The organism is Streptomyces sp. CB00316, assembly GCF_001905595.1.
In the GTDB taxonomy this organism is placed as follows: domain Bacteria; phylum Actinomycetota; class Actinomycetes; order Streptomycetales; family Streptomycetaceae; genus Streptomyces.
Genome location: NZ_LIXI01000004.1, coordinates 317,370 through 341,960, shown reverse-complemented (window position 1 = coordinate 341,960; position 24,591 = coordinate 317,370). Strand labels below are relative to the sequence as shown.

Genomic DNA, 24,591 nt, shown 5'->3' with positions numbered 1-24,591 from the left:
ATGGGCGTGAACGATTCCCTGCTGCTTCCCGTCGCCGACGAGGACGGTGCGCCCTTCTGGGAGTACGCCGCCCGCGGCGAGCTGCGCGTCCAGGCCTGCGCCGCCCCCGCCTGCGGCGCACTGCGCTTCCCGCCGCGGCCCTGCTGCCCGCACTGCGGCTCCTTCGACAGCGAGTGGCGGGCGATGAGCGGACGCGGCCGGCTCTGGTCGTACGTGATCCCGCACCCGCCACTGCTCCCCGCCTACGCCGAACAGGCGCCGTACAACGCCGTGTTGGTGGAGCTGGTGGAGGCCCCGCACATCCGGCTGGCCGGGAACGCCGTCGCCTCCGCCGATGCGCCGCTGAATTCGGTGGACCCGGGGCGGCTGCGGATCGGGGCGCCGGTGCGCGCGGTGTTCTGCCCGGTGGGACCCGACGGTCTCACGCTCGTACGCTGGCTGCTGGAGCGGTGAGCGGTGGCCCTGCGCATCGAGCGGGACGCGGACCGGGGGGTCGCCCTCGTCGTCCTGGACCGGCCGGAGAAGCTCAACGCCATCGACCTGGAGACGGCCGGGGAACTCGCCTCGCTGTGGCAGGAGTTGCGGTACGACGAGTCGGTGCGGGCCGCGGTCCTCACCGGGGCCGGCACCCGCGCCTTCTGCACCGGGATCGACCGGGGCGTGACGGTCCCGCAGCCCCCGTCCCCGTACGCCATCGACGACCCCCTCCTGCGGATCGGGCCCAAGGCGAACGACCTGTGGAAGCCGGTGGTCGCGGCCGTGGAGGGGATGGCGTGCGGCGGGGCGTTCTACCTGCTGGGCGAGGTGGAGTTCGTCGTCGCCTCGCGCGAGGCGACCTTCTTCGACCCGCATACGACGTACGGGATGGTCTCGGCGTACGAGGCGATCGCGATGGCCCAGCGGATGCCGTTCGGCGAGGCGGCCCGGATGGCCCTGATGGGCACCGCGGAACGGGTCGGTGCGGAGCGGGCGTACGCGATCGGGCTGGTCAGCGAGGTGACGGAGCCCGGAGGTGCGGTGGCGGCCGCGCTGCGGGCGGCGGCCGTGATCGCCGGGTACCCGACCGAGGCGGTGCAGGGCACGGTGCGGGCGGTGTGGTCGGCGAAGGAGGCCGCCCGCTCGCAGGCCATGGCCCAGGCGCCCGCGCTGATCGCGCTGGGGAACCTGGAGCCAAAGCGGCAGGCGCAGCTGTTCGCGGGGCGGCGGGAGGGGGGCGGGGGCGGGGCGCCAAGAGTGCGGTGAGCTCTGCCTCTGCCGCTGCCTCTCGGGTCAGAGCAGCTGGGCCGTGACCTCGCACCGCTTGACCTCGGAGACCCGGCGGGGACTGTCCATCCGCACGGTCAGGTTGCGTACGTCGCCGGCGTCGAGGGTCGTCGTGGTCTCGGCGGTGTCGACGACGTTCCCGCGGGAGTCGTAGAACGTCACGTCGACCTCGTACTCGTAACTGCGGATGCCGTTCGACCGCAGTTCGACGACGGACGCGGTGACCGCCTTGCGCTTGCCCTTGCGGGGCTGGGCGCAGCGGATCACCCGGACGGCGGGGCCGTCGGAGGCGGTGGGCGTCGGGGTTCCGTAGGAGGAACCGGACGAGCCGGACGAGGAGTTGTCGTCGTAGTCGTCGTCGCTGTAGTCGTTGTCCCGGTAACCGCTGTTGCTCTTCTTGGAGTTGGAACAGCCGCCGCCCGAACTGCTGCCCTTGCTCCTGCTGCCCTTGCCACCGCTGGTGGACGTCGAGAACCCGGTGAGCGCGAGCACCACCACGACCAGGACCGCCGCGAGCCTCATCTGTCGCCGCATCATGGATGCAGCCCCCCTTGTTGTCGTTGCTCGTGTGTTGTCGTTCATCGTGCTGCCGCCCCACAGCATGCCGGATGCCCCCGATGCGTAGGTCATGGCCCTGTCACGGTCCGGTCATGGTCCGCGGGACGGGGCATCCTCAGGGCGGTCGGCGGCGTCCGCGTGGCGGGGGTGATCGTCCGGGCGTAGCGTCAGCCGTGCGGGGGTGTTCGGCGTACGCCGTTGGAGGCTGACGATGATCCGCAACATCCTCGGCTCACTCGTCGCCCTCGCCGGGGCGGCTTCCGCCGTGCTGAGCCCGTTCCGCGACTGGTACGACGGGCGGGCGGGGCGGGACTACCGGGTGCGGGACCTCTTCGAGGGCATCACCGCCACGGAGTCGGGGGTGCTGGTCTCGATCCTGCTGCCGTTCCTGTTCGCGGCACTGCTGGTGATCGCGGGTGTGGTGCTCCGGTCGCGGCTCGCCGTCGCGCTCGCGGGGCTGGTGGTGCTGGGCTTCACGATCCTGTGGATGGTCCGCCAGGGGCAGGCGGCGGGGTCGCTCACCGTGGGCGGGGACGGGGCGGGGCTGCAGGTGGGGGTGGTGAACGCGCTGGCGGGCGGGGTGCTGATGCTGATCGGGGCGTTGCTGATGAGGGGGCGGGGGCGGAGGGCGGCTCGGCGGGAGCGGGAGCCGGCGGAGCCGTATGCCGCGCCGCCGGCGGACCAGGTGGACACGTGGCCGCCGACCCAGGAGCCGGGGATGTCGACGCACACGTCGCCGTGGCCGGAGCCGGAGGTGGACCCGTACACGGGGCCCGACCCCCATGACCCCCGTACGCGGTCGTATCCGCAGGCGCCGCCGGGCGGCCCCGGGGACCCCCGGGATCCGGTGCACCCGCCGCAGCGGCCGCCGGAGGGGTGACGGCCGCCCCGTCAACGGTTCCGTCCTCAAACGCCGGACGGGCTGAGTTGGCTCAGGTCCGGGCCCGGTTTCCGGTCCCGGTGCCCTTCAGCGCGTCCAACGCGTACACGCAGCGGTCCTTGCTGCACGCGTACACCACCCCCGCCTGGGCGACCGGGGAGCCCGTGATCTCGCCGCCCGTGGCCAGCTTCCAGCGGAGTTGGCCGCCCGCCGCGTCCAGGGTGTACAGCACGTGGTCCGCCGAGCCGAAGTGGACCCGACCGTCCGCCACGACCGGTGCGCCCACCACGTCGCCGCCCGCCGCGAAGCGCCACTTCGGGGTGCCGGTGACCGCGTCCAGGGTGTAGAGCGCGCTGCCGCTGCCCACGTGGACGTTGCCCACCGCGACGAGCACCGGCTCGATGGAGGCGCGGGCCTCCGTGGCGATGCGCCAGCGGTCCTTACCGGTCGTCGCGTCGAGCGCGTAGACCGTGCCGAGGTAGTCCGCGAGGTAGACCCCGCCCCCCGTCACCGCCGGGCCCGGCGCGAACGCGGGCGGGGACAGGAAGACCGCCGGGGACTCGAAGTGCCACCGCACCCGGCCGGAGGCGGTGTCCACGGCCAGCACCCGGGTGCCCGCCGCGATGTAGACGTAGCCGTCGGGGGCCGGGGTCACCCGGACGGGGACCCCGCCGCAGGAGGCCGCGTCACCGATCGGGTACGACCAGCGCTCCTGGCCCGTACGGGCGTCCAGCGCGCGCAGCCGGGCGTCCTGCCAGACGTAGACCGTGCCGTCGTGGATGACCGGCGCGGCCTCGGCCGTCTCGAAGTCGCTCTGGACCCCGGTGACCTCCCACAGCTTGTCGCCGTTGGACGCCTCCCACCCCTGGACGCCGCCGCCCCGGGTCGCGGTCAGCACCGTGCCCCGGTCGGCCTTGAGCGCGTACACCCAGGCGTCCGTCCTCACCCGCCACTGCTCGGCGCCGGCCGCCGCGTCCAGCGCGTACAGGGACGGGCCGTCCGAGGCGTGGATACGGCCGCCCTCGACGGCCATCGCCCACGCCACGTCCCGGGTCTTGAACTGGCGGCGCCCGTTGCCGACGTCCAGCGCGTGGATCTCGAAGGACGTGACGTACAACAGGTCACCGGAGACGACCGGCGTCCCCCACACGTCGTTGGACATGCGGAAGCGCCACGGCCGCCAGCGGTCGGGGGCCGCGGGTGAGGTGTCCGGGGCCGGTCCCGGAGCCGGTACAGCCGGTACGGGCGCCGTGGGTGCCGTGGGCGTTCCGGCCGAACCGTTCAGGCCCGCCGGCGGGCGGACCCAGCCCGTCGCGGCGGCCGGATGCGCGGCGGCGGCCCCCCGGCCCTCCCCCGCCCGCGGCCCGGGCCCGATCGGCGCCTTCGCCCCGGGCAGGTGGACGGGCCCGCCGTCGGGCGAGGGCGCCGCGGAGGGGGGCGCGGGCGAGGAGAGCGGGGAGGGCGAGCGCAGGTCTCCGCCGCTGCGCCAGTCGGGACCCCGGTCCGGCGCGCGCTCCGGGGCGTGCGGGGGCTGCGGAGGGCGCGGCGGGGGCGCGGAAGGCGCGGGCGGGGCGGTGCGGCCGCCTCCCCTACGCCGTTCGATCATGGCGGTGGCCGACGTCGGCAGCCAGGCCGACGCGGTACCGCTGTCGTCGCTGCCGGAGGCGAAGAGGTGGGGGGCGAGCTGGGCCTGGAGGTCGGCGGGGCTGGGCCGCTGGGTGGCGTCCATCTGCATGCAGGACTCGATCAGCGGCCGCAGGTCGTCCGGCAGCCCCTCCAGGTCGGGCCCCTCGCGCAGCAGCATGAAGACCGTCTCGACCGGGTTGGCCCCGTGGTAGGGGGCGTGGCCGGTGGCGGCGAAGACGAGGGTGGAGCCCAGCGAGAAGATGTCGCTGGCCCCGGTGACGCTGCGGGAGTCCCGGGCCTGCTCGGGCGACATGTAGGCGGGCGTGCCGACGGCGACGTTCGTCATGGTCAGGCGGGTGTTGGAGACGCCGGAGGCGATGCCGAAGTCGATGACCCGGGGGCCGTCCTCGACGACGAGCACGTTGGAGGGCTTCAGGTCGCGGTGGACGAGCCCGGCACCGTGGATGGACTGGAGGGCCTCGGCGATCCCGGCGGCCAGCCAGCGCACGGCCTGGGTCGGCATCGGGCCGCACTCGTTGACGATCTCTTCGAGCGAGGGCGCGGGCACATAGGCGGTGGCCAGCCACGGCACGGCCGCGCGGGGGTCGGCGTCGACCACGGCGGCGGTGTAGAAGCCGCTCACCGCGCGGGCGGCCTCGACCTCGCGGGTGAAGCGGACCCGGAAGAGCTGGTCCTCGGCGAGCTCGGTCCGCACCGTCTTGATCGCCACCCGCCGGCCCGACGCCGACCGGGCGAGATAGACCAGCCCCATGCCACCGGCCCCGAGCCGTCCCAGCACCTCGAACGGGCCGATCCGTCTCGGGTCGTGCTGCGTCAGCTGCTCCATCACGTGCCTGCCACCTCCCCGTACGGACCTCAGGAACGAAGCCCGCGAATTACCGCCCGTTACCGCCCGGTGCGATTTCCGGCCTGCGCAGCGTCTCACCGCTGGGCACCACCTGGCGGTGCGCACACTGATTCTTCCTGGCTCGGGCGCCGGTGGCGAACCCGGGGGCGGAAGTGGGTGTCTCATGTCACTTCGGCCGATTCTCGCCCACACCGGTACGCGGCAGGGTCAGGGAAGCAGTTCGCTCGGCTGGAGCACGGCGAAGAGGGCGCCCTGGTCGTCGACGAGGACCGCCATCCGCCCGTACGGGATGTCGGAGGGCGGCGCGGAGACGCGGCCGCCGAGCTGGACGGCGAGTTCGGCCGCCGCGTCGCAGTCGGCGACGGCGAAGTAGGTGAGGAAGTAGCTGGGCATCTCGGCGGGGAACGCGTCCGTGATGACGCTGCGGCCGCCGAGGGCGGTGTCCGGACCGGGCTCTTCGCCCTGGGGCGACCACATCCGGAAGTCGACCAGCGCCTCCGCGTCGTCGGAGACGTCGTTGCCCGCCTCGTCCAGGTCGGTGCCCCGGAAGCCGAAGACCTTCTCGTAGAAGGGGTCCACCTTCTCCGGCTGCCGGGTGTGGACCTCGGTCCAGCAGAAGGAGCCGGGTTCATTCTGCTTCTCGAACCCCTCGCGCTCCTCCGGCTGCCAGAGGCCGAAGACCGCCCCTCCGGGGTCGGCCGCCTGCGCCACGATCGCGGCCTGCCCGGCCCGTACGGGGTCGGTGATGATCTGGCCGCCGTGTTCGCGGATCGCGGCGACGGTGGCCCGGATGTCGTCGGTGGCGAAGTAGACGCCCCAGGCCGTCGGCATCCGCCCGTCCTTCTTGGCGGCGAGCGCGGCGACGAGCCTGCCGCCGCTGAAGGCGTCCGCGAAGGGCATGCCGTCGCCCGCGCGGAAGGTCCAGCCGAAGAGGCCCCCGTAGAAACGCTTGCCCGCTTCGAGGTCGGAGAGCTGCACGTCCATCCAGCACGGCGCCGAGTGCGCGAATGCGGCCATGGGGCCTGGTCCTTCCGTTGCAGTGACGCCCGTCACAGCCAACGTAACGTCGCGCCCGGTCCGGCGCGCCCCGACGGACGCCGAACGCACACGGAGCGCACACCGAGCACTCCCCTAGGGAACATTTGCCCGGATAGTGAAGGCCTGGTCGCCATGTGGACGAAAGTTGTCCACCGAAGTTATCCACAGGCTGTTGATAACATTTTCACCGGGGAGCGATGACGGGCTCCGCGGCCGGAATCCGGCCCCGGGACAGGACCTCGTGCGCACCGCCACCACATCGGCCGAAAATGATCGCCCCTGGCCCCCCGCACCCCGCCGTTCCTGCGGCGTTCCCCATTTGCAGTCGGCCGAATCGCGCTCCCATCGGCCCTCGGTAAGCTGACGGCATGACAGGACAAGTACGTACCGTCGACGGCCGCGTGGCCGGTCGACGCGGTCAGGCGACGCGGCAGAAGCTGCTCGACTGCCTCAGCGAGATGCTCAGCTCCTCGCCGTACCGGGACGTCAAAGTCATCGACGTCGCCCGGAGGGCCGGGACTTCACCCGCGACTTTCTACCAGTACTTCCCCGATGTGGAGGGCGCCGTCCTCGAAATCGCCGAGGAGGTCGCCAAAGAGGGCGCCGGACTGACCGAACTGGTCGCCGGACGCCCGTGGGTCGGCAAAGCCGGCTGGCAGACGGCCGAGGAACTCGTCGAGGGTTTCCTCGACTTCTGGCGCCGCAACGACGCGATCCTCCGCGTGATCGACCTCGGCGCGGCCGAAGGGGACAAACGGTTCTACAAGATCCGCATGAAGATCCTGAACTCGGTCACCAACTCCCTCACCGATTCGGTGAAGGAGCTCCAGGCCAAGGGCAAGGTCGACAAGGACATCAGCGCCGCCGCGATGGCGGGCTCCCTGGTCGCGATGCTGGCCGCGGTCGCCTCGCACCAGAAGGGGTTCACCACCTGGGGTGTGAAGCAGGCCGAACTGCGCCCGAACCTGGCGCTGCTGGTGCACCTCGGCATCACCGGCAAGAAGCCCACCAAGTAGCCCACCGGCACGCACGCCCTGCCGGCACGTCCTGTCTCACCGACGGCGGACCACCCGCACCCTGCCGGTGGTCCGCCGTCGGTGTTCCCGGACCCGCCGGAACCGGTGAGCGGCGGGGGCTAGCGCCGCTCCAGCCGGAACAGCCGGATCTGCCGCTCGACCCGCGCCTGGTACGCCGCGTACGGCGGCCAGAACGTCAGCGCCACCCGCCACACCTCCTCCCGCTCCGCCCCCTCCAGCAGCCTTGCCCGCACCGGGATGTCCAGGCCCCGCCAGCTGATGACGGCCTCCTCCGGGCGGGCCAGCAGATTCGCGGTCCAGGCCGGATGCCCCGTGCGGCCGAAGTTGCTGCCGACGAGGATCCAGGTGCTCTCGGCCTCCCCTTCCGGCATGCAGGCCAGCGGGGTCACCCGCGGCCGCCCGCTGCGCGCCCCCGGCACCGTCAGGACGAGCCCCGGCAGCATGCGGGCGCTGGGCAGCACCTTGCCCCGGGTGAGCCGGTGCACGGTGCGGTCCATGACGGGGACGACGTGCGGGGCGATCCGAGCGAAGGCGCGGGTCGAGGAGACCTTCTGGACGAGTCGGGCGGCCCGGCCACCGGTACCGGCCATCAGACCGCCACCCCGTGCACAGGGCCGTCCGCCGCTACGTCCCCGAACAGCCCGGCCTGCCCCGCCGCGTGGTCGCGCAGCCGGTGTACGGGCCCGAAGAGCAGCTCGTCCGCCGCCGCCCGCTTCACGTACAGATGCGCCTCGTGCTCCCAGGTGAAGCCGATACCGCCGTGGAGCTGTACGGCCTCACCGGCCACGGTCCGGGCCGCCTCCAGAGCCTGGGCCAGCGCGAGCGGCCCCGCCGCCGGGTCCCAGGCGGCGTAGTACGCGGCGGAGCGGGCCGCCTCCACCCGTACGTACAGGTCCGCGAGGCGGTGTCCGACGGCCTGGAACGACCCGATGGCCCGGCCGAACTGCTCGCGCTCCTTCACGTACGCCACGGTCCTCGCCAGCGCGCCCGCCGCCGCCCCGACCGCCTCGGCGGCGAGAACGGCGGCGGCGGTACGGCCGGTGGCGGCGAGCGCGCCGCACACATCGGTGGCCTCATGGGGGCCCAGGAGCTCGGCCGCGGTGTCGCGCAGTTCGACGCGGGCGAGGGGCCGGGTCTCGTCGATCGAGGTCAGCCGGGTGCGGGTCAGCCCTTCGGCCTCGGCGGACACGAGGAAGAGGAGCGTCCGGCTGCGCGGATAGCCGCCGGTGTGGGCGGCGACCAGGAGGAGCCCGGCGCTGTGCCCGTCGAGCACCCGGTCGGCCTCCCCGTAGAGCCGCCAGCCGCCGTCGCCCGTGGCCTGCCGGGCCTGGACGCCACCGGCCCGCCCTCCACCCGCCCAGCCTCCAGTGCGGTTGTCGGCGGTGAGGCCGAGGGCGGCGGCCATCGACCCGCCGGGGACCGCGAGGGCGGCGGTGAGGGCCCCGTCGGCGATCCGGGGCAGCAGCGCGGCGCGCTGTGCCGGGGTCCCCAGGGCGGCGATCAGGGGCGCGGTGAGTACGGCGGTGGCGAGCAGCGGGGAGGGCAGCAGCGCGCGGCCGGTCTCCTCGCAGGCGAGGGCGAGCTCGGTGGCGGTGCAGCCGGCCCCGCCGTACTCCTCCGGGAGCGCGAGCCCGGGCAGCCCGAGCTCCTGGGCGAGCCGGCGCCAGAGGGCCGGGTCGTGGCCCTCGGCGGTGCGTACGGCGGCGCGGACCTCGCCGGGTCCGCTGTGCTTGGCGAGCAGGTCGCGCAGGGTGCGGCGGATCTCGTCCTGTTCCGCGGTGAAGGCGGCGTCCATCGTCGGGCTCCTCCCCTCAGGAACCGGTGGTCCCTGATCTGACGATCCGTCATATTAGGCATGGGGGACGGCAATTCCCAGACTCCCGCACACGCACGGGGCGCGGAAGGCGCGCGCACCCCCGGTTACACGCCCATTTATCTGATGTACCGTCAGATTCATGTCTGTCTCCTCCCGCCTCCCCCGCAAGGTCGCCGTCGTCGGCATCTCCCTCGCGGACTGCGGACGCGTCGGCGGCGCCACCCCGTACGCCCTGCACGCCCAGGCGGCCCGGCGTGCGCTGGCCGACTCCGGCCTGGACCGCTCGGTGGTCGACGGCCTCGCCTCCGCCGGGCTGGGGACGCTGGCGCCGGCGGAGGTAGCGGAGTACCTGGGGCTGCGGCCCACCTGGGTCGACTCCACGGCGGTGGGCGGCGCCACCTGGGAGGTGATGGCGGCCCACGCGGCGGACGCCATCGCGGCGGGCCGGGCGCGGGCGGTGCTCCTGGTCTACGGGTCGACGGCCCGGGCCGACATCAAGGCGGGCCGCCGCACGTCGAACCTGCCGTTCGGGGCGCGGGGGCCCTCGCAGTTCGAGGTGCCGTACGGGCACTCGCTGATCGCCAAGTACGCGATGGCCGCCCGCCGCCACATGCACGAGTACGGCACGACGCTGGAGCAGCTCGCCGAGGTGGCGGTGACGGCCCGGGCGAACGCGGCTGCCAACCCGGAGGCGATGTTCCGGGACCCGATCACGGTCGACGACGTGCTGTCGGGCCCGATGATCGCGGACCCGTTCACCAAGCTGCACTGCTGCGTCCGCAGCGACGGGGGGTGCGCGGTGCTGCTGGCGGCGGAGGAGTACGTACGGGATACGGCCAAGGCGCCGGTGTGGATCCTGGGGACCGGGGAGCATGTCTCGCACTCCACGATGTCGGAGTGGGAGGACTTCACGGTCTCCCCCGCCGCCGTCTCGGGCCGCCTGGCCTTCGAGCGGGCCGGGGTGCGGCCGGCCGACGTCGACGTGGCCCAGATATATGACGCGTTCACCTATATGACGCTGGTGACGCTGGAGGACCTGGGTTTCTGCGCGAAGGGGGAGGGCGGCGCGTTCGTCGAGAAGGGCCGCACGGGCCTGCGCGGCGAGCTGCCGGTGAACACGGACGGCGGCGGCCTCTCCGCCTGCCACCCCGGGATGCGCGGCCTGTTCCTGCTGGTGGAGGCGGTCCGCCAGTTACGCGGCGAGGCCGGCGCCCGCCAGGTCCACAAGGCCGGGGGCCGCCTCCCGGAGCTGGCGGTGGCATCGGGAACGGGCGGCTGGTTCTGCTCGTCGGGGACGGTGGTGCTGGGGCGGGGGTGAGGGCGGGCCTCGGGTCGGCGCCCAGCTGGCCGCGCGCAGCCGCGAGCAGGTGGAATAGGCCCCATGAGCCGAGCCGCCGCACCCACCCCGCGCCCCTTCTCCGCCCTCCTGCACGCCCAGCGCGTCTGGGACACCGAGCTGCCGGACTTCGACCCGGCCACCGCCCCGCCCGCGCCCCTCCCCCTCTTCCACGCGTGGTTCGCCGACGCCGTGGCGGCCGGGCAGCCCGAGCCGCACGCGATGACGCTGGCCACGGCGGACGCCGAGGGCCTCCCCGACGTACGCACCCTGCTCCTCCACGACGCGGACGAGCGCGGCTTCCACTTCGCCTCCCACGCCACCAGCGCCAAGGGCGACCAGCTCGCCGCCCGCCCGTACGCCGCGCTCGGCTTCTACTGGCCGAGCCTGGGGCGGCAGGTACGGGTCCGGGGCCCCGTCCTCCGCTGCACCCCGGCCGAGAGCCACGCCGACCTGCACGCCCGCTCCACCGGGGCCCTCGCCGCCGCCCTGACCGGGACCCAGAGCGAGGTCGTGGAGTCGGTGGCCGCCCTCCACCGGGCGGCGGACGCGGCCTGGGAGCGGGCCCAGGCGGAACCGGACGCCGAGGCTCCGACCTGGACGCGGTACGTGGTCGAGCCGGCCGAGGTGGAGTTCTTCCAGGGCGACGCCCGCCGCCGCCACATCCGGCTCCGCTACCGCCGTACGGAGGCCGACACGGAGACCGCCTCGCAGACCGGCCCCGAGACCGGCGACTGGACCCGCGAGCTGCTCTGGCCCTGAGGCGGCCCCGACTGCACACTTAACCCGGTTTCAACAAGAAGAGGGCACTATGGGAGGAAGGCGAGTCGCTGGAGGTACCGATGCCACGAGCCCGTTCCCGCTACGCCCCGGACCGGGGCCTGACCGGCCGCATGGTCACCACCATGTTCCTGATCGGTCTGCTCTACGTCGTCCTCGTGGGCGTGCTCCTCGCGGCCCTGCGCGGTTCCTGGCCGATCATCCTGATCATCACCGGCGGCCTGTTCATCGCCCAGTTCTGGTTCAGCGACCGCATCGCGGCGTACGGCATGGGCGCCCGCGAGGTCACCCCCGAACAGGCCCCCGAGCTGCACGGCACCATCGACCGCATCTGCGCGCTGGCCGACATGCCGAAGCCCAAGGTGGCCATCGCCGAGAGCGACGTGCCGAACGCGTTCGCCACCGGCCGCAGCCAGAAGACCGCCCTCGTCTGCGCCACGACGGGCCTCCTGCGCAGACTGGAGCCGGAGGAGCTGGAGGGCGTCCTCGCCCACGAGATGTCGCACGTCGCGCACCGGGACGTCGCCGTCATGACGATCGCCTCGTTCCTCGGCGTGCTCGCGGGCGTCATCACCCGCATCGCCCTGTGGGGCGGGTTCGCGCGCAGCCGCCCCGGCAACGACCCGGCGGGCATCCTGCTCCTGCTCATCCCGCTGATCAGCGCCGTCGTGTACGCGATCAGCTTCCTGCTGACCCGACTGCTCTCCCGCTACCGCGAGCTCTCCGCCGACCGCGCCGCCGCGCTCCTCACCGGGAGGCCCTCCGCCCTCGCCTCGGCCCTGACGAAGGTCAGCGGGCAGATGGCCCGCATCCCGACCCGGGACCTGCGCAAGGCGGAGCCGTACAACGCGTTCTACTTCATGCCCGCGTTCTCCTCGAAGGAGTCCCTCGGCCGGCTGTTCTCCTCGCACCCGACGCTGGAACAGCGCCTGGACCAGCTGTCCCGCATCTCCACCGACCTGTCCCGATAAGTCGTCCTCAAGGAGTTGAGCCCGTGGGCCTGCTCGACGCCATCCTCGGCCGCAGCAAACCCGTCCGCCCCGACCTCGACCAGCTCTTCGCCGTCCCCTCGGCCGCCCTCACCCTCCAGGCCGCCACCGGCTTCACCCCGACCGGCCTCGGCTCGGTCTGCTTCGCTGGGGTGGAGGGCGGCGGTTTCGCCCGCCTCCAGGAGGACGTACGGGAGCTGCTGGACGCGGATACGGAGCGCGGCGGCATCCCGGTGGAGTTCAGCCGGGACGCCTACGGCTACACCTGGCTGCTCGCCACCCACCCGGCCGACGACACGGCGGGCCTGGTCAACGACCTGCACGCGGTGAACACCCTGCTCCAGGACGGCGGCTTCGGCCCACACCTGCTCTGCTCGCTGATCGGCTTCCGGGACGCGGAGGGGCGTGCGTTGGCGCTGGTCTACCTCTACAAGCGCGGCACGTTCTACCCGTTCGCCCCGCTCCCCGGCGACGCCGAGAAGCGGGACAACCAGCTGGAGCTCCAGGTGCGGGGCGCCCTCGGCGACGACCTCCGGGTGGAGAAGGACCTGTCCCGGTGGTTCCCGGTGTGGGGGGCGCCGGGGCTGTGATCAGCCGTTGACGGTGGCGGTGGCCGTCGCGGTCCGTCCCGGGCCCCGGCTCACAGGTGTCCCACCTTGGCTCCTGCGGCGGCGGAGGGGTGACTCCGGGGGGCCTCAGCCCGCGGGCCGGAAGACCGGCACGGCCTCCTCGCCGCTCTCCTCCCCGCCCCTGAACGTGACCGTCAGCCCCAGTCCGATGCGGAGGTCGCCGTGCGCGCACTCCACGACCTCCGTCATCATCCGGGGCCCCTCGGCGAGGTCGACGACAGCGGCCACGTACGGGACGCGGGCCCCGAAGGGCGGCAGGTCGTTGCGGTGGACGACGGACCACGTGTAGAGGGTCGCGTCCCCCCTCGCGCGTTCCCACCCCACGTCCTCGCTCCAGCAGTACGGGCAGAACTCGCGCGGGTAGTGATGCGCCCGCCCGCACCCCTCGCACCGCCGGATCAGCAGCCGCCCCTCCCCCGCCGCGTCCCAGTACGGCCGGGTGAAGGCGTCCGGCTCGGGCAGGTCGAAGCGCGGCCCCGCCGCACGCTCCGGCGGCGTCACGGTTCGACGACCCGCCGGAAGCCCGTACGCACCACGCCCCACCGGTGTTCGCCCGCGATGTCCGCCGCCCAGGCGATCCCCGTGCCCCGCTCGAACCATCCTTTCCTGTCCTTGTGCCGCCAGCTCTCCAGCCACCACAGGCCGAGGCCCATGCGCAGGACGGCGAGCCATTCCGCACCGCTGAGCCAGATCGTCCGCATCGGGCCGCCTCCGGTCACCTAGAATCTGACGGTACGTCAGTTCACCGGACGCACACCGTCTCGCGCAAGGGGTCCGCACGGGCGGGCCGACGCCCCTCCTGGCGCCGCCGCCTGCGCCCGGCCTGCTGGTCGCGGACCAGGGCGGCGGGCCGCAGCGAGAGGCGCGAAAGGGGCCCAATCACCACATCCCACCCCCCGTGATCAATTCGCAATCGTTTCCCACCTTGACCGAGACCCATCAACAGAGCGGGCGATTACGCTCCGAACCATGCCCAACAGCCCCTCCCCCACAGGCAGTACCGACGCCGTCGCCCTCACCGACCGTACGGACGACCGGCCCGTCTACGTCATCGGCGGCGGGCCCGGCGGCCTCGCCGCCGCTGCCGCGCTCCGCGACCGGGGCGTACGGGCGGTGGTCCTGGAGAAGGCGGACCGGGTCGGCGCCTCCTGGCGCGGCCACTACGACCGGCTGCACCTGCACACCACGCGGCGCTGGTCGGCGCTGCCGGGGCTGAGGATGCCGCGCGGGTTCGGGCGGTGGGTGGGCCGGGACGACGTGGTGCGGTACCTGGAGAAGTACACCGAGCACCACGAGCTGGAAGTGGTGACGGGGGTCGAGGTGAACCGGATCGACCCGGCCCCCGACGGCTCCGGCGACTGGCAGCTGACCGCCACCGGCGGCCGGGTCCTGCGCGGCCGCGCGGTCGTCGTCGCGACGGGCTTCAACCACACCCCGCGCGTCCCCGAGTGGCCGGGCCGCGACACGTTCACGGGCGAGCTGCTGCACGCGGCGGAGTACCGGAACCCGGCTCCGTACGCCGGCCAGGACGTCCTGGTGGTCGGCATCGGCAACACGGGGGCCGAGATCGCGGCGGACCTCGCCGAGGGCGGGGCCTCCCAGGTGCGGATAGCGGTGCGCACCGCCCCGCACATCGTGCGGCGCTCCACGGCGGGGTGGCCCGCTCAGGCGACGGGCATCCTGGTCCGCCGGCTGCCGGTGTGGCTGGTGGACCGGGCGGGGTCCGTGATGGCGCGGATCGCCGTACCGGATCTGTCGGCGAAGGGGCTGCCGCGCCCGGAGTCGGGCCTGTACTCGCGGGTGCGGGAGGGGGCGATCCCGGTCCAGGACGTCGGCCTGATCGACGCGGTGAAGACCGGCAAGGTGGTCCCCGTGGCGACCGTCGCCTCCTTCGACAAGGACGCGGTGCTCCTGGCCGACGGCACCCGCCTCACCCCGGACACGGTGATCGCGGCGACCGGCTACACCCGTGCCCTGGAGCCGCTGCTCGGCCACCTGGACGTGCTGGACGAGCGGGGCCGCCCGGTCACCCACGGGGGCCGCACCCCGAAGCAGGCCCCGGGTCTCTACTTCACCGGCTTCACCAATCCGATCAGCGGGATGCTGCGCGAGATGGCCCTGGACGCCGGGAAGATCGCCAAGAGGGTGGCGCGGGCACACTGAGGCGGCGTGGTACCGCACCGGCCGCGCGGGGAGGCCGTGCAGGGGTGACTACGGCGACATGATGACAACCGTGTGATTAATGGCGTGAGTTGTGGCGCATCTGTTCACAGGGGGATGTGTTGATCGCTAGCTTCCCCTCAACTCGTCCGTACCGGGAAGGACCTCTGTGAGCGCCTCCGTTCGAAGATCCGTCGCCGCCCTGGCCGCCACCGCACTCGTGACCCCACTCCTGCTGGCCTCGGCATCACCAGCCTCCGCCCAGAAGGACAGCCGGAGGGACAGGGCGGGCCAGGATGCCGCCGCCCTGTCGAAGGCGCTGGTGCGTGACGCGTCCGCCAAGGACGCGAGCAAGCACCTCGTGGCCTTACAGGCGATAGCCCAGGCGACGGGCGGCCACCGTGTCGCCGGATCGTTGGGACACGAGATATCCGCCGCGTACGTGCAGACGCTTCTCACGGCGGCCGGGTACCGCGTCTCGTCCCAGAAGTTCGACTTCATCTACACCGAGACGCTGGCCGAGAAGCTCTCCGCCGTCTCCCCCACCCCGTTCGACGCCGAGATCAAGGCGCTCACCTACACCAGGTCGACCCCGGTCGGCGGGATCACGGCCCAGCTGGCCGCCCCGCCGGTCGATGAGGACGGCACCACCGGCTGCGAGCCGGGCGACTACGCGGCGGGCGCGTTCACCGGGAAGATCGCGCTGATCAAGCGCGGCGGCTGCACCTTCGGCGTCAAGCAGGAACAGGCCGCCGCGGCGGGCGCTGCCGGGGCCGTCATCTACAACAACATCGACGCCGGATACGGTCCGCTGTCCGGCACCCTCGGCGACCCCGCCACCGTGAAGATCCCCACCGCAGGGCTCTCCAAGCCCGACGGGGACCGGCTCGCCGCCGACCTCGCCAAGGGGCCGGTGACGATCTCCTTCGAGGTCCGCCAGCTCCAGGAGACGCGCACCACGAAGAACGTCATCGCCGAGACGCGGGGCGGCGACGCCGCCGACACCGTGGTGCTCGGGGCGCACCTGGACGCGGTGAAGGCGGGTCCGGGCATCAACGACAACGGCTCGGGCGCGGCCGGTCTGCTGGACGTCGCGCTGAAGCTGGCCAAGAAGGAGAAGCAGCCCCGCAACAAGGTGCGGTTCGCCTGGTGGTCGGCGGCGGAGAGCGGCCTGTTCGGCTCCGCGCACCACGTCGAGAAGCTGACGCCTGCCGAGCGGCAGAGGATCAAGCTCTATCTGAACTTCGAGATCATCGCCTCACCGAACTACGGCCTGTTCGTCTTCGACGGCGACAACTCCGACGGCCTCAACTTCCCAGAGGGGCCCTCCGGTTCGGCCCAGCTCGAACGGGACATCACCACGTTCCTGGGCAACCGCGGCCTCCCCACGGCCGGAACACCGTTCATCGGCCGCTCGGACTACCACCCGTTCGTCCTGGCGGGCATCCCCTCAGGCGGTACGTTCACCGGCGCGGAGGCGCTCAAGACACCGGCCGAGGCGGCGAAGTGGGGCGGCGAGGCGGGGGTCGCGTTCGACGTGAACTACCACGCTGCCGGAGACACGCTCAGCAACATCAACATGAAGGCGTTCGACGTCAACATCGACGTCATCGCCAACGCGGTGGGCACCTACGCGCACGACCTGGGCTCGCTGAAGAACCCGCCGGCCGCCGGGCGGCAGGCGGCACCGGCGAACGTGACGGGTGCGGACGCCACGACGGGCACCAGTACGAGGTGACCTTCGCGTAGTACGGCGGCGGCGTCCGGTCCACGGGTGAGCAGTCCGGAGCACGTGGCCTTTGTGCCTATCGTGGCGCCATGGACGTGTTCGACGAGCTGTTGCGGGGCGTGCGGGGCAAGGGTGCGGTGTTCGGGCGGTCGGTGCTGTGGCCGCCGTGGTCCCTGCGCTTCACGGACGGGGCCTACATGACCCTGTGCCTGCCGATGCGGGGGGCCGGGTGGATCGTCCCGGAGGGCGGGGAGCCGCTGTGGCTGGCCGCCGGGGCGGCCGCGATCGTCCGGGGGCCGGCCCCGTTCACCTTCACCGACGACCCGGCGGGCGGTACGGGGGCGGGGGTGCGGGAGGTGCGCTGGGGCGCCGACCCGTCCCCCGCGCCCGAACTGGCCGCCGCCCCCGGCCCGGAGGCCGAACTGGACGGGCCCACCGTGCTGTTGGCCGCCGCCTACGACGTACAGGAGCAGGTTCCCCAGCGGCTGCTCCGGGCCCTCCCGCCGGCGCTCGTCGTACCCGACGAGGGCGACTGCGGGCCGCTGCGCGACTACCTGGCCGCCCAGATCGGCGGCGCGCGGCCCGGGTACCAGATCGTGCTGGACCGGCTGCTGGACTGGCTGCTCGTGTGCACCCTGCGGGACTGGTTCGACCGCCCGGAGGCCGAGCCGCCGGGGTGGTACGGAGCCCTGGGCGACGAGGTCGCGGGGCCCGCGCTGCGGGCGATGCACGAGGACCCGGCGCACCCCTGGACGACGGCGGAGCTGGCGGCCCGGGCCGGGGTCTCGCGGACCACGCTGGCGAAACGGTTCACGGAACTGGTCGGAGAAGGACCGGTGGCGTACCTGACCGAGTGGCGCATGGCCCTCGCCGCCGACCTGCTGACCCGCCCGGAGCTCACGGTGGCGGCGGTGGCCCGGCGGGTCGGCTACGCGGACGCGTTCGGCTTCAGCGCGGCGTTCAAACGGCTCCGGGGCGAGAGCCCGAGCGCATACCGGCGGGAGGCCACCGCGACCGGGCGCGCACCCCTCCCCACCTCGTTGACGTCAACTTAGCTTGAGGTTCTACGTCGAGCTAGACGAGAGGCCCTGGCCGCCCCCGCCCTCCCCTCAGCCCCAGGCGCCCGCCGCCGCCGCGTCCCGGAAGACGTCGGCGACATCGCGCGGGGGGCGGCCCAGGGCGCGGCGGACACCATCCTTGAGGGGGGCCTCCCGGCCCGTGCGGATCGGCTCCAGCGCACCCGTCCAGAGCTCGATGTCCGCCTCCGACATGCCCTGCGCGATCAGCCCGTCCCGGAAGTCGGCCCTCTCGACCGGGACGTAGGAGGCGCGCGGGCCGCCGGTCGCCTTCGCGATCTCGTCCAGGACGTCGGCGATGCCCAGTGCGCGGGGGCCCGACAGCTCGTACACCTCGCCGTCGTGGCCGTCCTCGGTGAGCGCCGCCACCGCCACCGCCGCGATGTCGTCCGTGTCGATGTACGCGGCCTTGCCGTCCGCGACCGGGAGGACCAGTTCGCCGCCGCGTACGCCGTCGAGGAAAGGGCCCTCGCTGAAGTTCTGGGCGAACCAGCCGGGGCGCAGGATCGTCCAGGCCGGGCCGGCGGAGCGCACGGCCTCCTCGCCCTGGAAGTGCGGGCCCCGGTCCAGGACGGAGTTGCCGAAGTAGCCCGGTTCGTTTACGCCCCGCGCCGAGAGCAGCACGAGCCGCCGCACCCCGGCCGCCACGGCCTGCCCGACGAAGGCGGGCGTCGGGGACGGCACGGTGTCCAGCGGGACGATGTAGACGGCGGCGGCCCCCTCCAGGGCGGGCGCCCAGGTGGCCGGGTCCTCCCAGTCGAACGGGGTCTCACCGGAGCGGGAGGCCGCCCGTGTCTCCACCCCCAACTCTCGGAGGCGGGCCACCACGCGGCGGCCGGTCTTGCCGGTGCCACCGGTCACCAGGACCGGGGACGGGGGCTGGGAGGGGGACTGCCCCGCTGTTGCTTCTGCTGTCTTTGTCATGGGTCAAGCCTCGCCCGGGCCCCCGGCACCCCGCCATGGCTCAGCGTCCGGGAGGGATGTCCGACCGTCCGGCCGGCCCTGGAGAAACGTCTGAGGCCCGGATCCAGTGGATCCGGGCCTCAGACGTTTTCCATCAGTAGCGGGGACAGGATTTGAACCTGCGACCTCTGGGTTATGAGCCCAGCGAGCTACCGAGCTGCTCCACCCCGCGTCGGTGAACCCAACCCTACGCCACTTCGCACCCCTCCGTGACCAGCGGCAAGCCTCGCCCGACGTCGTGCGGAGCCTTTGCCTGCACGACCATTCCTGACGAGCCGTCAGTTCAGTAACCTGACACTGCGTCAGCCAACCGCGCCCGCCCCACACGGACACCGGGCCGGCGGACCATCGAGCAGGAGTGGCGGAACGATGCTTGGATCGACTCACGGCACCCTCACCACCGACTTCCGCGCCCGGGTGGTGGCCTGCGGCGAGGAGCCGCACGCCGCCGTCGTCAGCCTGCCCACCGCCACGCGGCGGGGCGGGCTCGATGTCAGCGGCCGGCCGCTGCACCTGGCCGTGCCCGACCTGGACCGCTTCTTCCGGCCGCGCTCCGTGGCCGTCGTCGGCGCCTCCGACAGCGAGGGGCGCCCCAACACCGGCATCACCCGGCAGCTCATCGCCTGGGCCGAGCGCGTCGGGGCGCGGCTGCACCCGGTGCACCCGGCCCGGGACGCCGTCTTCGGGCGGCCCTGCGTCCCCTCGGTCGCCGCGCTGCCCGAGCCCGTCGACCTGGCGGTCCTGCTGGTCGCCGACCCGCTCCCGGTGATCGAGGAGCTGGCGGAGGCCAAGGTCCCCTTCGCCGTGGCCTTCGCCTCCGGGTTCGCCGAGACCGGGGAGGCGGGCGCGGTGGCGCAGGCCCGGCTGGCGGCGGCCGTGGAGCGGTCCGGCGTACGGCTGCTCGGGCCGAACACCAACCTGAACGCCTTCGAGGAGTTCCGGGACGACCTGGAGGGCCCGGCCATCGCCCTCATCACCCAGTCCGGGCACCAGGGCCGCCCCCTCTACGCCCTCCAGGAGCTGGGCATCCGGCTCTCGCACTGGGCGCCCACCGGCAACGAGGCGGACCTGGAGACCGCCGACTTCCTCGCGTACTTCGCCCAGCGCCCCGAGGTGGGGGCCGTCGCCTGTTACGTGGAGGGGCTCAAGGACGGCCGGTCCTTCCTGCTCGCCGCCGACCGGGCCGCCCGCGCAGGGGTGCCGGTGGTGGCGGTGAAGGTGGGGCGTACGGAGGCCGGGGCCGAGGCCGCCGCCTCGCACACCGGGAAGCTGACCGGGGCGGACCAGGTGGTGGACGCGGCGATGCGGCAGTTCGGGGTGGTCCGGGTGGACGGTCTGGACGAACTCCAGGACACCGCCGCCCTGCTGGCCCGGGCCCGGCCGCCCCGCGCGGAGGGCGTCGCCGTCTACTCCATCTCCGGCGGCACCGGCGCCCACTTCGCGGACCTGGCGACGGCGGCCGGACTCTCGCTGCCCACCCTCTCCCCCGCCAAGCAGGACGAGCTGCACACCTGGATACCCGGCTACCTCAACGTGGCCAACCCCATCGACAACGGCGGCCACCCGGTCGGCGACCGGCGCGGCCGGAAGATCATCGACGCGATCCTCGCCGACCCGTCCGTGGGGGTCCTGATCTGTCCGATCACCGGCCCCTTCCCGCCCATGAGCGACCGGCTCGCCCAGGACCTGGTGGACGCGGCCGAGGCCACCGACAAGCTGGTCTGTGTGATCTGGGGCTCCCCCGTGGGCACCGAGGACGCCTACCGCACCACCCTCCTCGGCTCCTCCCGCGTCGCCACCTTCCGTACGTTCTCCAACTGCGTCACCGCCGTGAAGGCCTACCTGGACCACCATCGCTTCGCCTCCGGCTACCGCTCCCCCTTCGACGACGCCCCGCGCACCCCCTCCCCTTCCTTCCGCAAGGCGCAGAACCTGATGCGCCCGGGCCGGCAGCTCAGCGAGCACGCGGCGAAGCAGCTGCTGCGCACGTACGGGATCCGGGTGCCGCGCGAGCAGCTGGTCACGAGCGCGGCGGGCGCCGTCCGGGCGGCCGGTCCGGTCGGCTACCCCGTCGTGATGAAGGCCTCCGGGCCTCACCTCACCCACAAGACGGAGCTGGGCCTGGTGAAGGTGGGCCTGACCTCCGCCAGTCAAGTGCGCGATGCCTACCGCGAGTTGACCGAGATCGCCCGCTTCGAATCCGTCGACCTGGACGGCATCCTCGTCTGCCAGATGATCGACCGGGGCGTCGAGATGATGGTCGGTGCCACCCACGACGCCCTCTTCGGGCCGACCGTCACGGTGGGGCTCGGGGGGGTCCTGGTGGAGGTGTTGCACGACACGGCGGTACGGGTGCCTCCCTTCGGCGAGAAGGAGGCGCGGGACATGCTCGGCGAGCTGCGCGGCCGGGCGCTGCTGGCCGGGGTGCGCGGCGGGGCGCCCGTCGATGTGGACGCGCTGGTGGAGGTGGTGCTGCGGGTCCAGCGGATGGCTCTGGAGCTGGGCGACGACCTGACCGAGCTGGACATCAACCCGCTGGTGGTGCTGGGGCGCGGGCACGGCGCGGTGGCGCTGGACGCGCTGGCGGTGTGCCGGTGAGCACGGAGCCCGTACAGCCCGTGGACCGTACGCCTCCCGAATCCACCGTCCTCCACCGCACCACCCCCGACGGCGTCTCCTGGATCACCCTCAACCGGCCCGAGGCCATGAACGCCCTCACCTGGGAGCAGCGCGAGCGGGTCATCGCCCTGCTCGCCGACGCCTCCGCCGACCCCGCCGTACGGGCCGTCGTGCTGACGGCCACCGGGCGCGGCTTCTGCGCGGGCGCCGACCTGCGTGGCGCCCCGGCCCGGACCCGCGAACGGGCCCCCGGGGACATCGCCCGGACCATCCGGCTCGGCGCGCAACGGCTCATCGCCGCCGTGCTGGACTGCGAGAAGCCGGTGATCGCCGCCGTGAACGGGACCGCCGCCGGGATCGGCGCGCATCTGGCGTTCGCCTGCGATCTGGTCCTGGCGGCCGACACGGCGAAGTTCATCGAGGTCTTCGTACGCCGGGGGCTCGTCCCGGACGGCGGCGGCGCCTACCTGCTGCCCCGGCTGGTGGGGCCGCAGCGGGCGAAGGAGCTGATGTTCTTCGGGGACGCCCTGACGGCGGCGGACGCGGAACGGATGGGCCTGGTCAACCGGGCGGTTCCGGAATCGGAGTTGGCCGGCCTCGCCGCCGCGTGGGCCGGGCGGCTGGCCTGCGGGCCCACCCGGGCCATCGCCCTGACCAAGCAGCTCGTGAACGACTCGCTCACCGGCGACCGGGCCACGGCGTTCGCGGCGGAGGCGGCCGCCCAGGAGATCAACATGACGACGCGGGACGCGACCGAGGGGGTCACCTCGTTCGTCGAGCGGCGGACGCCGGAGTACCACGGGCGCTGAACGGAGCAGCACGGCGCCGGAGAGTGTGCTCGGCCGACGTCAGGACGTGTGCTCGGCCAACATCTCCCGATAGGCCGCCAGTCGGGAGGTCCGGCCGATGGTCAGGGCGCCCACCAGGCGGCCGTCCAGGTGGTAGCTGACCTCCAGCCGCCGGGCGCCCCGGTCGCACTCGTGGACCTTCGCCGTGTCTGCCAGGCCCGGGAGGCCCACCGAACGGAGCCGGACGCCATGGAAGTCGGACCAGAAGGAGGGCACCTCGGCGAAGACCGGGGCCGCCTCGCCCCGCAGCAGCGTACGGGCGGCCGCCGCACCCTGCTCCACCGCGCCGGACCAGTGGCCGAGGGCCGGGGCCGCGCCGTCCGCCAGGGGTTGCGGGACCCGGGCCGCGTCGCCCGCCGCGACCACGCCCGGTACGGCGCTGCCGTCCGGGAACAGGGCCCGCATTCGGGAGTCGGTGGGCACACCGCCGGCCGCGTCGATCCCCGATCCGGCCAGCCATCCGGTGGCCGGGACCGCGCCCAGGGCCAGGACGGCGACATCGGCCGCGATGGGCCGACCATCGGCCAGCCGGACGCCGGTGAGCCTGCCGTCCGGCCCTGTCCGGTACGCGGCGACCGTGGTGCCGGTGCGCAGATCGATGCCGGCCTCCCGGTGCAGCGTCCCCACGAACGCGCCCACCTCCGTACCGACCGCCCGCTCCAGCGGTACGGCCCCCGCCTCCACGAGGGTGACGTCGAGCCCGAGCGCCCGGCCCGCGGCGGCGACCTCGCCCCCGAGGAACCCGGCGCCGACGACGAGCAGCTTCCGCCCGGGGGTGAGCGCGGCCCGCAGCGCCGTCGCGTCGTCGCGGCCGCGCAAGGTGAACACGCCCTGCTCCGGGCCGGGTTCGCCGGGTACGGCACCGGACCGCGCGGCCGCGCCGGTGGCGATCAGAAGGCCGTCGTAGGGGAGGCCGGTGCCGTCGGCGAGGGTGAGAATCCTGTTGTACGGGTCGAGCCGGACCGCGGCCCGCCCCAGCCGCCAGCAGGCCCGGAGGCCGTCGGGGACCGGGAGCGCGGTGTCGGCGGGGGCCTGCCCCGTCAGGAACCGTTTCGAGAGCGGCGGGCGGTCGTAAGGTGCGTACTGTTCGGCCCCGACGAGGGTCAGGTTCCCGGTGAACCCCTCGGCGCGCAATGTCGTGGCGGCCCGCAGCCCCGCCAGCGAGGCCCCGACGATCACCACGTCGCGGGGATGGCCGGCGCTCATGGGGCGGCCACGGTGATGGCCCGGACCGGGCAGGAGGCGGCGGCCTTCTCGGCGCCCTCGCGCAGCCTGTCGTCCGGCGTGGCTTCGTACAGGAGGTGGTCGTCGTCGTCGAACGAGAAGATCTCGGGGGCGGCGAAGACGCAACTGCCGTGGCTCTCGCAGAGATCCAGGTCCACGGTGATCTGCATGGTGACTCCGTCACGGGTAGGGCCGCGGGCGCGTCAGGCGGCCGTCGGCGGGTTGAAGCGGGAGTAGGCGGGCACGGACCAGCGCAGCGGGGAGGCCGACGCCACTTCCCGTACGGCGGTGATCTCGAACTCCACCAGCCGCTGGGCCCCGGGGGTGCGGGCCGCCTCCTCCTCGTCCCACACCGTGCGGGCCGAGCCCGTCAGGTGCAGTGAGGTGCCGGTGTCCCAGCCGGGGACGAAGAGACCGGCGGCCGGGTTGAGTTCGAGGTTGCCCAGGGTCAGGAACATGGCGTTGCCGGCGTAGTCGGGCCAGCGCAGGAGCCGGGGTGAGAGCACCTGGACGAAGCCGGGGTTGCCGCCCCGGTGCGAGGCGTCGGCGTCGCCCTGGTCGGATGCGGTGGCGACGAAGAAGGTGTCGGCGGCCCGGAGCATCCGCTGCTGCCCGGGGCTGAGCTCCGTACTGTCGACGGCCTTACGGGGCAGTGGAGTCGCCTCGGACGGGTGGTGGTCGCGTTTCTGGATGTACTTGGGGCAGTTGGAGATGACCTGGTCGAGCTCGACGCGCAGCCCGTCGCCGTCGCGGACCGCCCGGCCGTTCATCCGCATCCGGCGCCGGGTGGCCGGTTCGATGCCGATCAAGCCGATCGGGACGGGCTCGGAGCCGGGTCCACTTCCGGCCCCGGCCCCGGTCAGGAGTGCGGCCAGCGGGTCCTCCGGCGGAGGCAGCACCCCGATCCTCAGGGTGTGCGGCCCCGGCACGGTCAGGAAGCCCGGCTCCCCGGTGAGCTGGGTCGCCCAGATCCGGCCCCGCTCATCCGTGGCCCCCGCCACCACGTGGGGCTGCTGGGCGAGGAAGGCCACCGCCACGTCGGGGACGGTGTTGCCGATGGCGCCCCGCGCCTGTCCGGCCTGACGGGCGAAGCCCGCCCGTTCCTGCGCGGCGGTCTCGCCGCGGTGGTAGCCGCCCATCGTTCTGCCTTTC

The 24,591-nt window shown here is 73.5% G+C and carries 23 protein-coding genes, 1 tRNA gene and 1 pseudogene; 13 read left to right on the top strand and 12 right to left on the bottom strand.

Annotated features, from left to right (window positions below):
* Both AMK21_RS13025 and AMK21_RS13020 read left to right on the top strand, forming a co-directional pair.
* Complete coding sequence (locus tag AMK21_RS13025; RefSeq protein ID WP_073877377.1) at positions 1 to 453, top strand: Zn-ribbon domain-containing OB-fold protein; 453 nt, start codon at positions 1 to 3, stop codon at positions 451 to 453.
* Between the two features lie 3 nt (positions 454 to 456).
* Positions 457 to 1,242: an enoyl-CoA hydratase/isomerase family protein gene (locus tag AMK21_RS13020; RefSeq protein WP_073877375.1), complete on the top strand. Its 786-nt coding sequence runs from the start codon at positions 457 to 459 to the stop codon at positions 1,240 to 1,242.
* 27 nt (positions 1,243 to 1,269) lie between these two features.
* Here the strand turns inward: AMK21_RS13020 and AMK21_RS13015 are convergent, their stop codons facing one another.
* Entirely contained in the window at positions 1,270 to 1,800 is a 531-nt protein-coding gene (locus AMK21_RS13015) for a hypothetical protein (RefSeq protein WP_073877373.1), read from the bottom strand.
* 232 nt (positions 1,801 to 2,032) lie between these two features.
* Between AMK21_RS13015 and AMK21_RS13010 the strand changes: the two genes are divergently transcribed.
* Positions 2,033 to 2,701: a hypothetical protein gene (locus AMK21_RS13010; RefSeq protein ID WP_073877371.1), complete on the top strand. Its 669-nt coding sequence runs from the start codon at positions 2,033 to 2,035 to the stop codon at positions 2,699 to 2,701.
* A gap of 52 nt (positions 2,702 to 2,753) precedes the next feature.
* Here the strand turns inward: AMK21_RS13010 and AMK21_RS13005 are convergent, their stop codons facing one another.
* Together AMK21_RS13005 and AMK21_RS13000 are read right to left on the bottom strand one after the other, a co-directional pair.
* Positions 2,754 to 5,174, bottom strand: coding sequence for a serine/threonine-protein kinase (locus tag AMK21_RS13005; RefSeq protein ID WP_073877369.1), 2,421 nt, complete (start codon positions 5,172 to 5,174; stop codon positions 2,754 to 2,756).
* Positions 5,175 to 5,402: 228 nt separating this feature from the next.
* Complete coding sequence (locus AMK21_RS13000) at positions 5,403 to 6,212, bottom strand: VOC family protein (protein ID WP_073877367.1); 810 nt, start codon at positions 6,210 to 6,212, stop codon at positions 5,403 to 5,405.
* A 389-nt stretch (positions 6,213 to 6,601) separates the two neighbouring features.
* On the opposite strand from AMK21_RS13000, the gene AMK21_RS12995 reads away from it, so the two are divergent.
* The gene (locus tag AMK21_RS12995; RefSeq protein ID WP_073877365.1) at positions 6,602 to 7,249 is read left to right on the top strand and encodes a TetR family transcriptional regulator; all 648 of its coding nucleotides are present in this window, start codon (positions 6,602 to 6,604) and stop codon (positions 7,247 to 7,249) included.
* A gap of 119 nt (positions 7,250 to 7,368) precedes the next feature.
* Here the strand turns inward: AMK21_RS12995 and AMK21_RS12990 are convergent, their stop codons facing one another.
* The gene (locus AMK21_RS12990; RefSeq protein ID WP_073877363.1) at positions 7,369 to 7,860 is read right to left on the bottom strand and encodes a nitroreductase family deazaflavin-dependent oxidoreductase; all 492 of its coding nucleotides are present in this window, start codon (positions 7,858 to 7,860) and stop codon (positions 7,369 to 7,371) included.
* Entirely contained in the window at positions 7,860 to 9,065 is a 1,206-nt protein-coding gene (locus tag AMK21_RS12985) for an acyl-CoA dehydrogenase family protein (RefSeq protein WP_073877361.1), read from the bottom strand. The genes AMK21_RS12990 and AMK21_RS12985 overlap by 1 nt, the downstream gene beginning before the upstream one ends.
* 160 nt (positions 9,066 to 9,225) lie before the next feature.
* Here AMK21_RS12985 and AMK21_RS12980 point away from each other — a divergent pair, with 160 nt between their 5' ends.
* The 4 genes from AMK21_RS12980 to pspAB all read left to right on the top strand — a co-directional run bounded on the left by AMK21_RS12980 (position 9,226) and on the right by pspAB (position 12,781).
* A complete protein-coding gene (locus AMK21_RS12980) occupies positions 9,226 to 10,404 on the top strand; it encodes a thiolase C-terminal domain-containing protein (RefSeq protein ID WP_073877359.1) in 1,179 nt (392 codons plus the stop codon).
* A gap of 63 nt (positions 10,405 to 10,467) precedes the next feature.
* A complete protein-coding gene (locus AMK21_RS12975) occupies positions 10,468 to 11,184 on the top strand; it encodes a pyridoxine/pyridoxamine 5'-phosphate oxidase (RefSeq protein WP_073877357.1) in 717 nt (238 codons plus the stop codon).
* A gap of 80 nt (positions 11,185 to 11,264) precedes the next feature.
* Complete coding sequence (gene htpX / locus AMK21_RS12970; RefSeq protein WP_073877355.1) at positions 11,265 to 12,173, top strand: zinc metalloprotease HtpX; 909 nt, start codon at positions 11,265 to 11,267, stop codon at positions 12,171 to 12,173.
* Positions 12,174 to 12,196: 23 nt separating this feature from the next.
* Positions 12,197 to 12,781: a PspA-associated protein PspAB gene (gene pspAB / locus AMK21_RS12965; RefSeq protein WP_073877353.1), complete on the top strand. Its 585-nt coding sequence runs from the start codon at positions 12,197 to 12,199 to the stop codon at positions 12,779 to 12,781.
* 105 nt (positions 12,782 to 12,886) lie between these two features.
* Here the strand turns inward: pspAB and AMK21_RS12960 are convergent, their stop codons facing one another.
* On the bottom strand, positions 12,887 to 13,321 hold the full coding sequence (locus AMK21_RS12960; RefSeq protein ID WP_079181147.1) for a Zn-ribbon domain-containing OB-fold protein: 435 nt from the start codon (positions 13,319 to 13,321) through the stop codon (positions 12,887 to 12,889).
* A pseudogene (locus tag AMK21_RS33700) lies at positions 13,321 to 13,521 on the bottom strand (DoxX family protein); the annotation flags it as partial. The pseudogene AMK21_RS33700 and the gene AMK21_RS12960, both read right to left, overlap by 1 nt.
* A gap of 268 nt (positions 13,522 to 13,789) precedes the next feature.
* Here AMK21_RS33700 and AMK21_RS12955 point away from each other — a divergent pair.
* The 3 genes from AMK21_RS12955 to AMK21_RS12945 all read left to right on the top strand — a co-directional run bounded on the left by AMK21_RS12955 (position 13,790) and on the right by AMK21_RS12945 (position 17,764).
* Positions 13,790 to 14,983 (top strand): flavin-containing monooxygenase, encoded by a 1,194-nt coding sequence (locus AMK21_RS12955; RefSeq protein WP_073877349.1) that lies wholly within the window; start codon positions 13,790 to 13,792, stop codon positions 14,981 to 14,983.
* Positions 14,984 to 15,149: 166 nt separating this feature from the next.
* Positions 15,150 to 16,718, top strand: coding sequence for a M28 family peptidase (locus tag AMK21_RS12950; RefSeq protein WP_107429917.1), 1,569 nt, complete (start codon positions 15,150 to 15,152; stop codon positions 16,716 to 16,718).
* Between the two features lie 80 nt (positions 16,719 to 16,798).
* Complete coding sequence (locus AMK21_RS12945) at positions 16,799 to 17,764, top strand: AraC family transcriptional regulator (protein WP_073877347.1); 966 nt, start codon at positions 16,799 to 16,801, stop codon at positions 17,762 to 17,764.
* Between the two features lie 54 nt (positions 17,765 to 17,818).
* On the opposite strand, the gene AMK21_RS12940 is transcribed toward AMK21_RS12945, so the two are convergent.
* Complete coding sequence (locus tag AMK21_RS12940; protein ID WP_073877345.1) at positions 17,819 to 18,709, bottom strand: NAD(P)H-binding protein; 891 nt, start codon at positions 18,707 to 18,709, stop codon at positions 17,819 to 17,821.
* 137 nt (positions 18,710 to 18,846) lie between these two features.
* A tRNA-Met gene (locus AMK21_RS12935) sits at positions 18,847 to 18,920 on the bottom strand.
* Positions 18,921 to 19,117: 197 nt separating this feature from the next.
* On the opposite strand from AMK21_RS12935, the gene AMK21_RS12930 reads away from it, so the two are divergent.
* Together AMK21_RS12930 and AMK21_RS12925 are read left to right on the top strand one after the other, a co-directional pair.
* On the top strand, positions 19,118 to 21,346 hold the full coding sequence (locus tag AMK21_RS12930) for an acetate--CoA ligase family protein (protein ID WP_073877342.1): 2,229 nt from the start codon (positions 19,118 to 19,120) through the stop codon (positions 21,344 to 21,346).
* Positions 21,337 to 22,176, top strand: coding sequence for an enoyl-CoA hydratase/isomerase family protein (locus AMK21_RS12925; protein ID WP_073877341.1), 840 nt, complete (start codon positions 21,337 to 21,339; stop codon positions 22,174 to 22,176). Before AMK21_RS12930 ends, AMK21_RS12925 begins: the two co-directional genes overlap by 10 nt.
* Positions 22,177 to 22,215: 39 nt before the next feature.
* On the opposite strand, the gene AMK21_RS12920 is transcribed toward AMK21_RS12925, so the two are convergent.
* The 3 genes from AMK21_RS12920 to AMK21_RS12910 are packed head-to-tail and all read right to left on the bottom strand — an operon-like array spanning position 22,216 to position 24,578.
* Positions 22,216 to 23,421, bottom strand: coding sequence for an NAD(P)/FAD-dependent oxidoreductase (locus tag AMK21_RS12920; RefSeq protein WP_073877339.1), 1,206 nt, complete (start codon positions 23,419 to 23,421; stop codon positions 22,216 to 22,218).
* Complete coding sequence (locus tag AMK21_RS12915) at positions 23,418 to 23,609, bottom strand: ferredoxin (protein WP_073877337.1); 192 nt, start codon at positions 23,607 to 23,609, stop codon at positions 23,418 to 23,420. The genes AMK21_RS12920 and AMK21_RS12915 overlap by 4 nt, the downstream gene beginning before the upstream one ends.
* Positions 23,610 to 23,642: 33 nt before the next feature.
* The gene (locus tag AMK21_RS12910) at positions 23,643 to 24,578 is read right to left on the bottom strand and encodes a pyridoxamine 5'-phosphate oxidase family protein (protein WP_073877335.1); all 936 of its coding nucleotides are present in this window, start codon (positions 24,576 to 24,578) and stop codon (positions 23,643 to 23,645) included.
* Between the last annotated feature and the right edge of the window lie 13 nt (positions 24,579 to 24,591).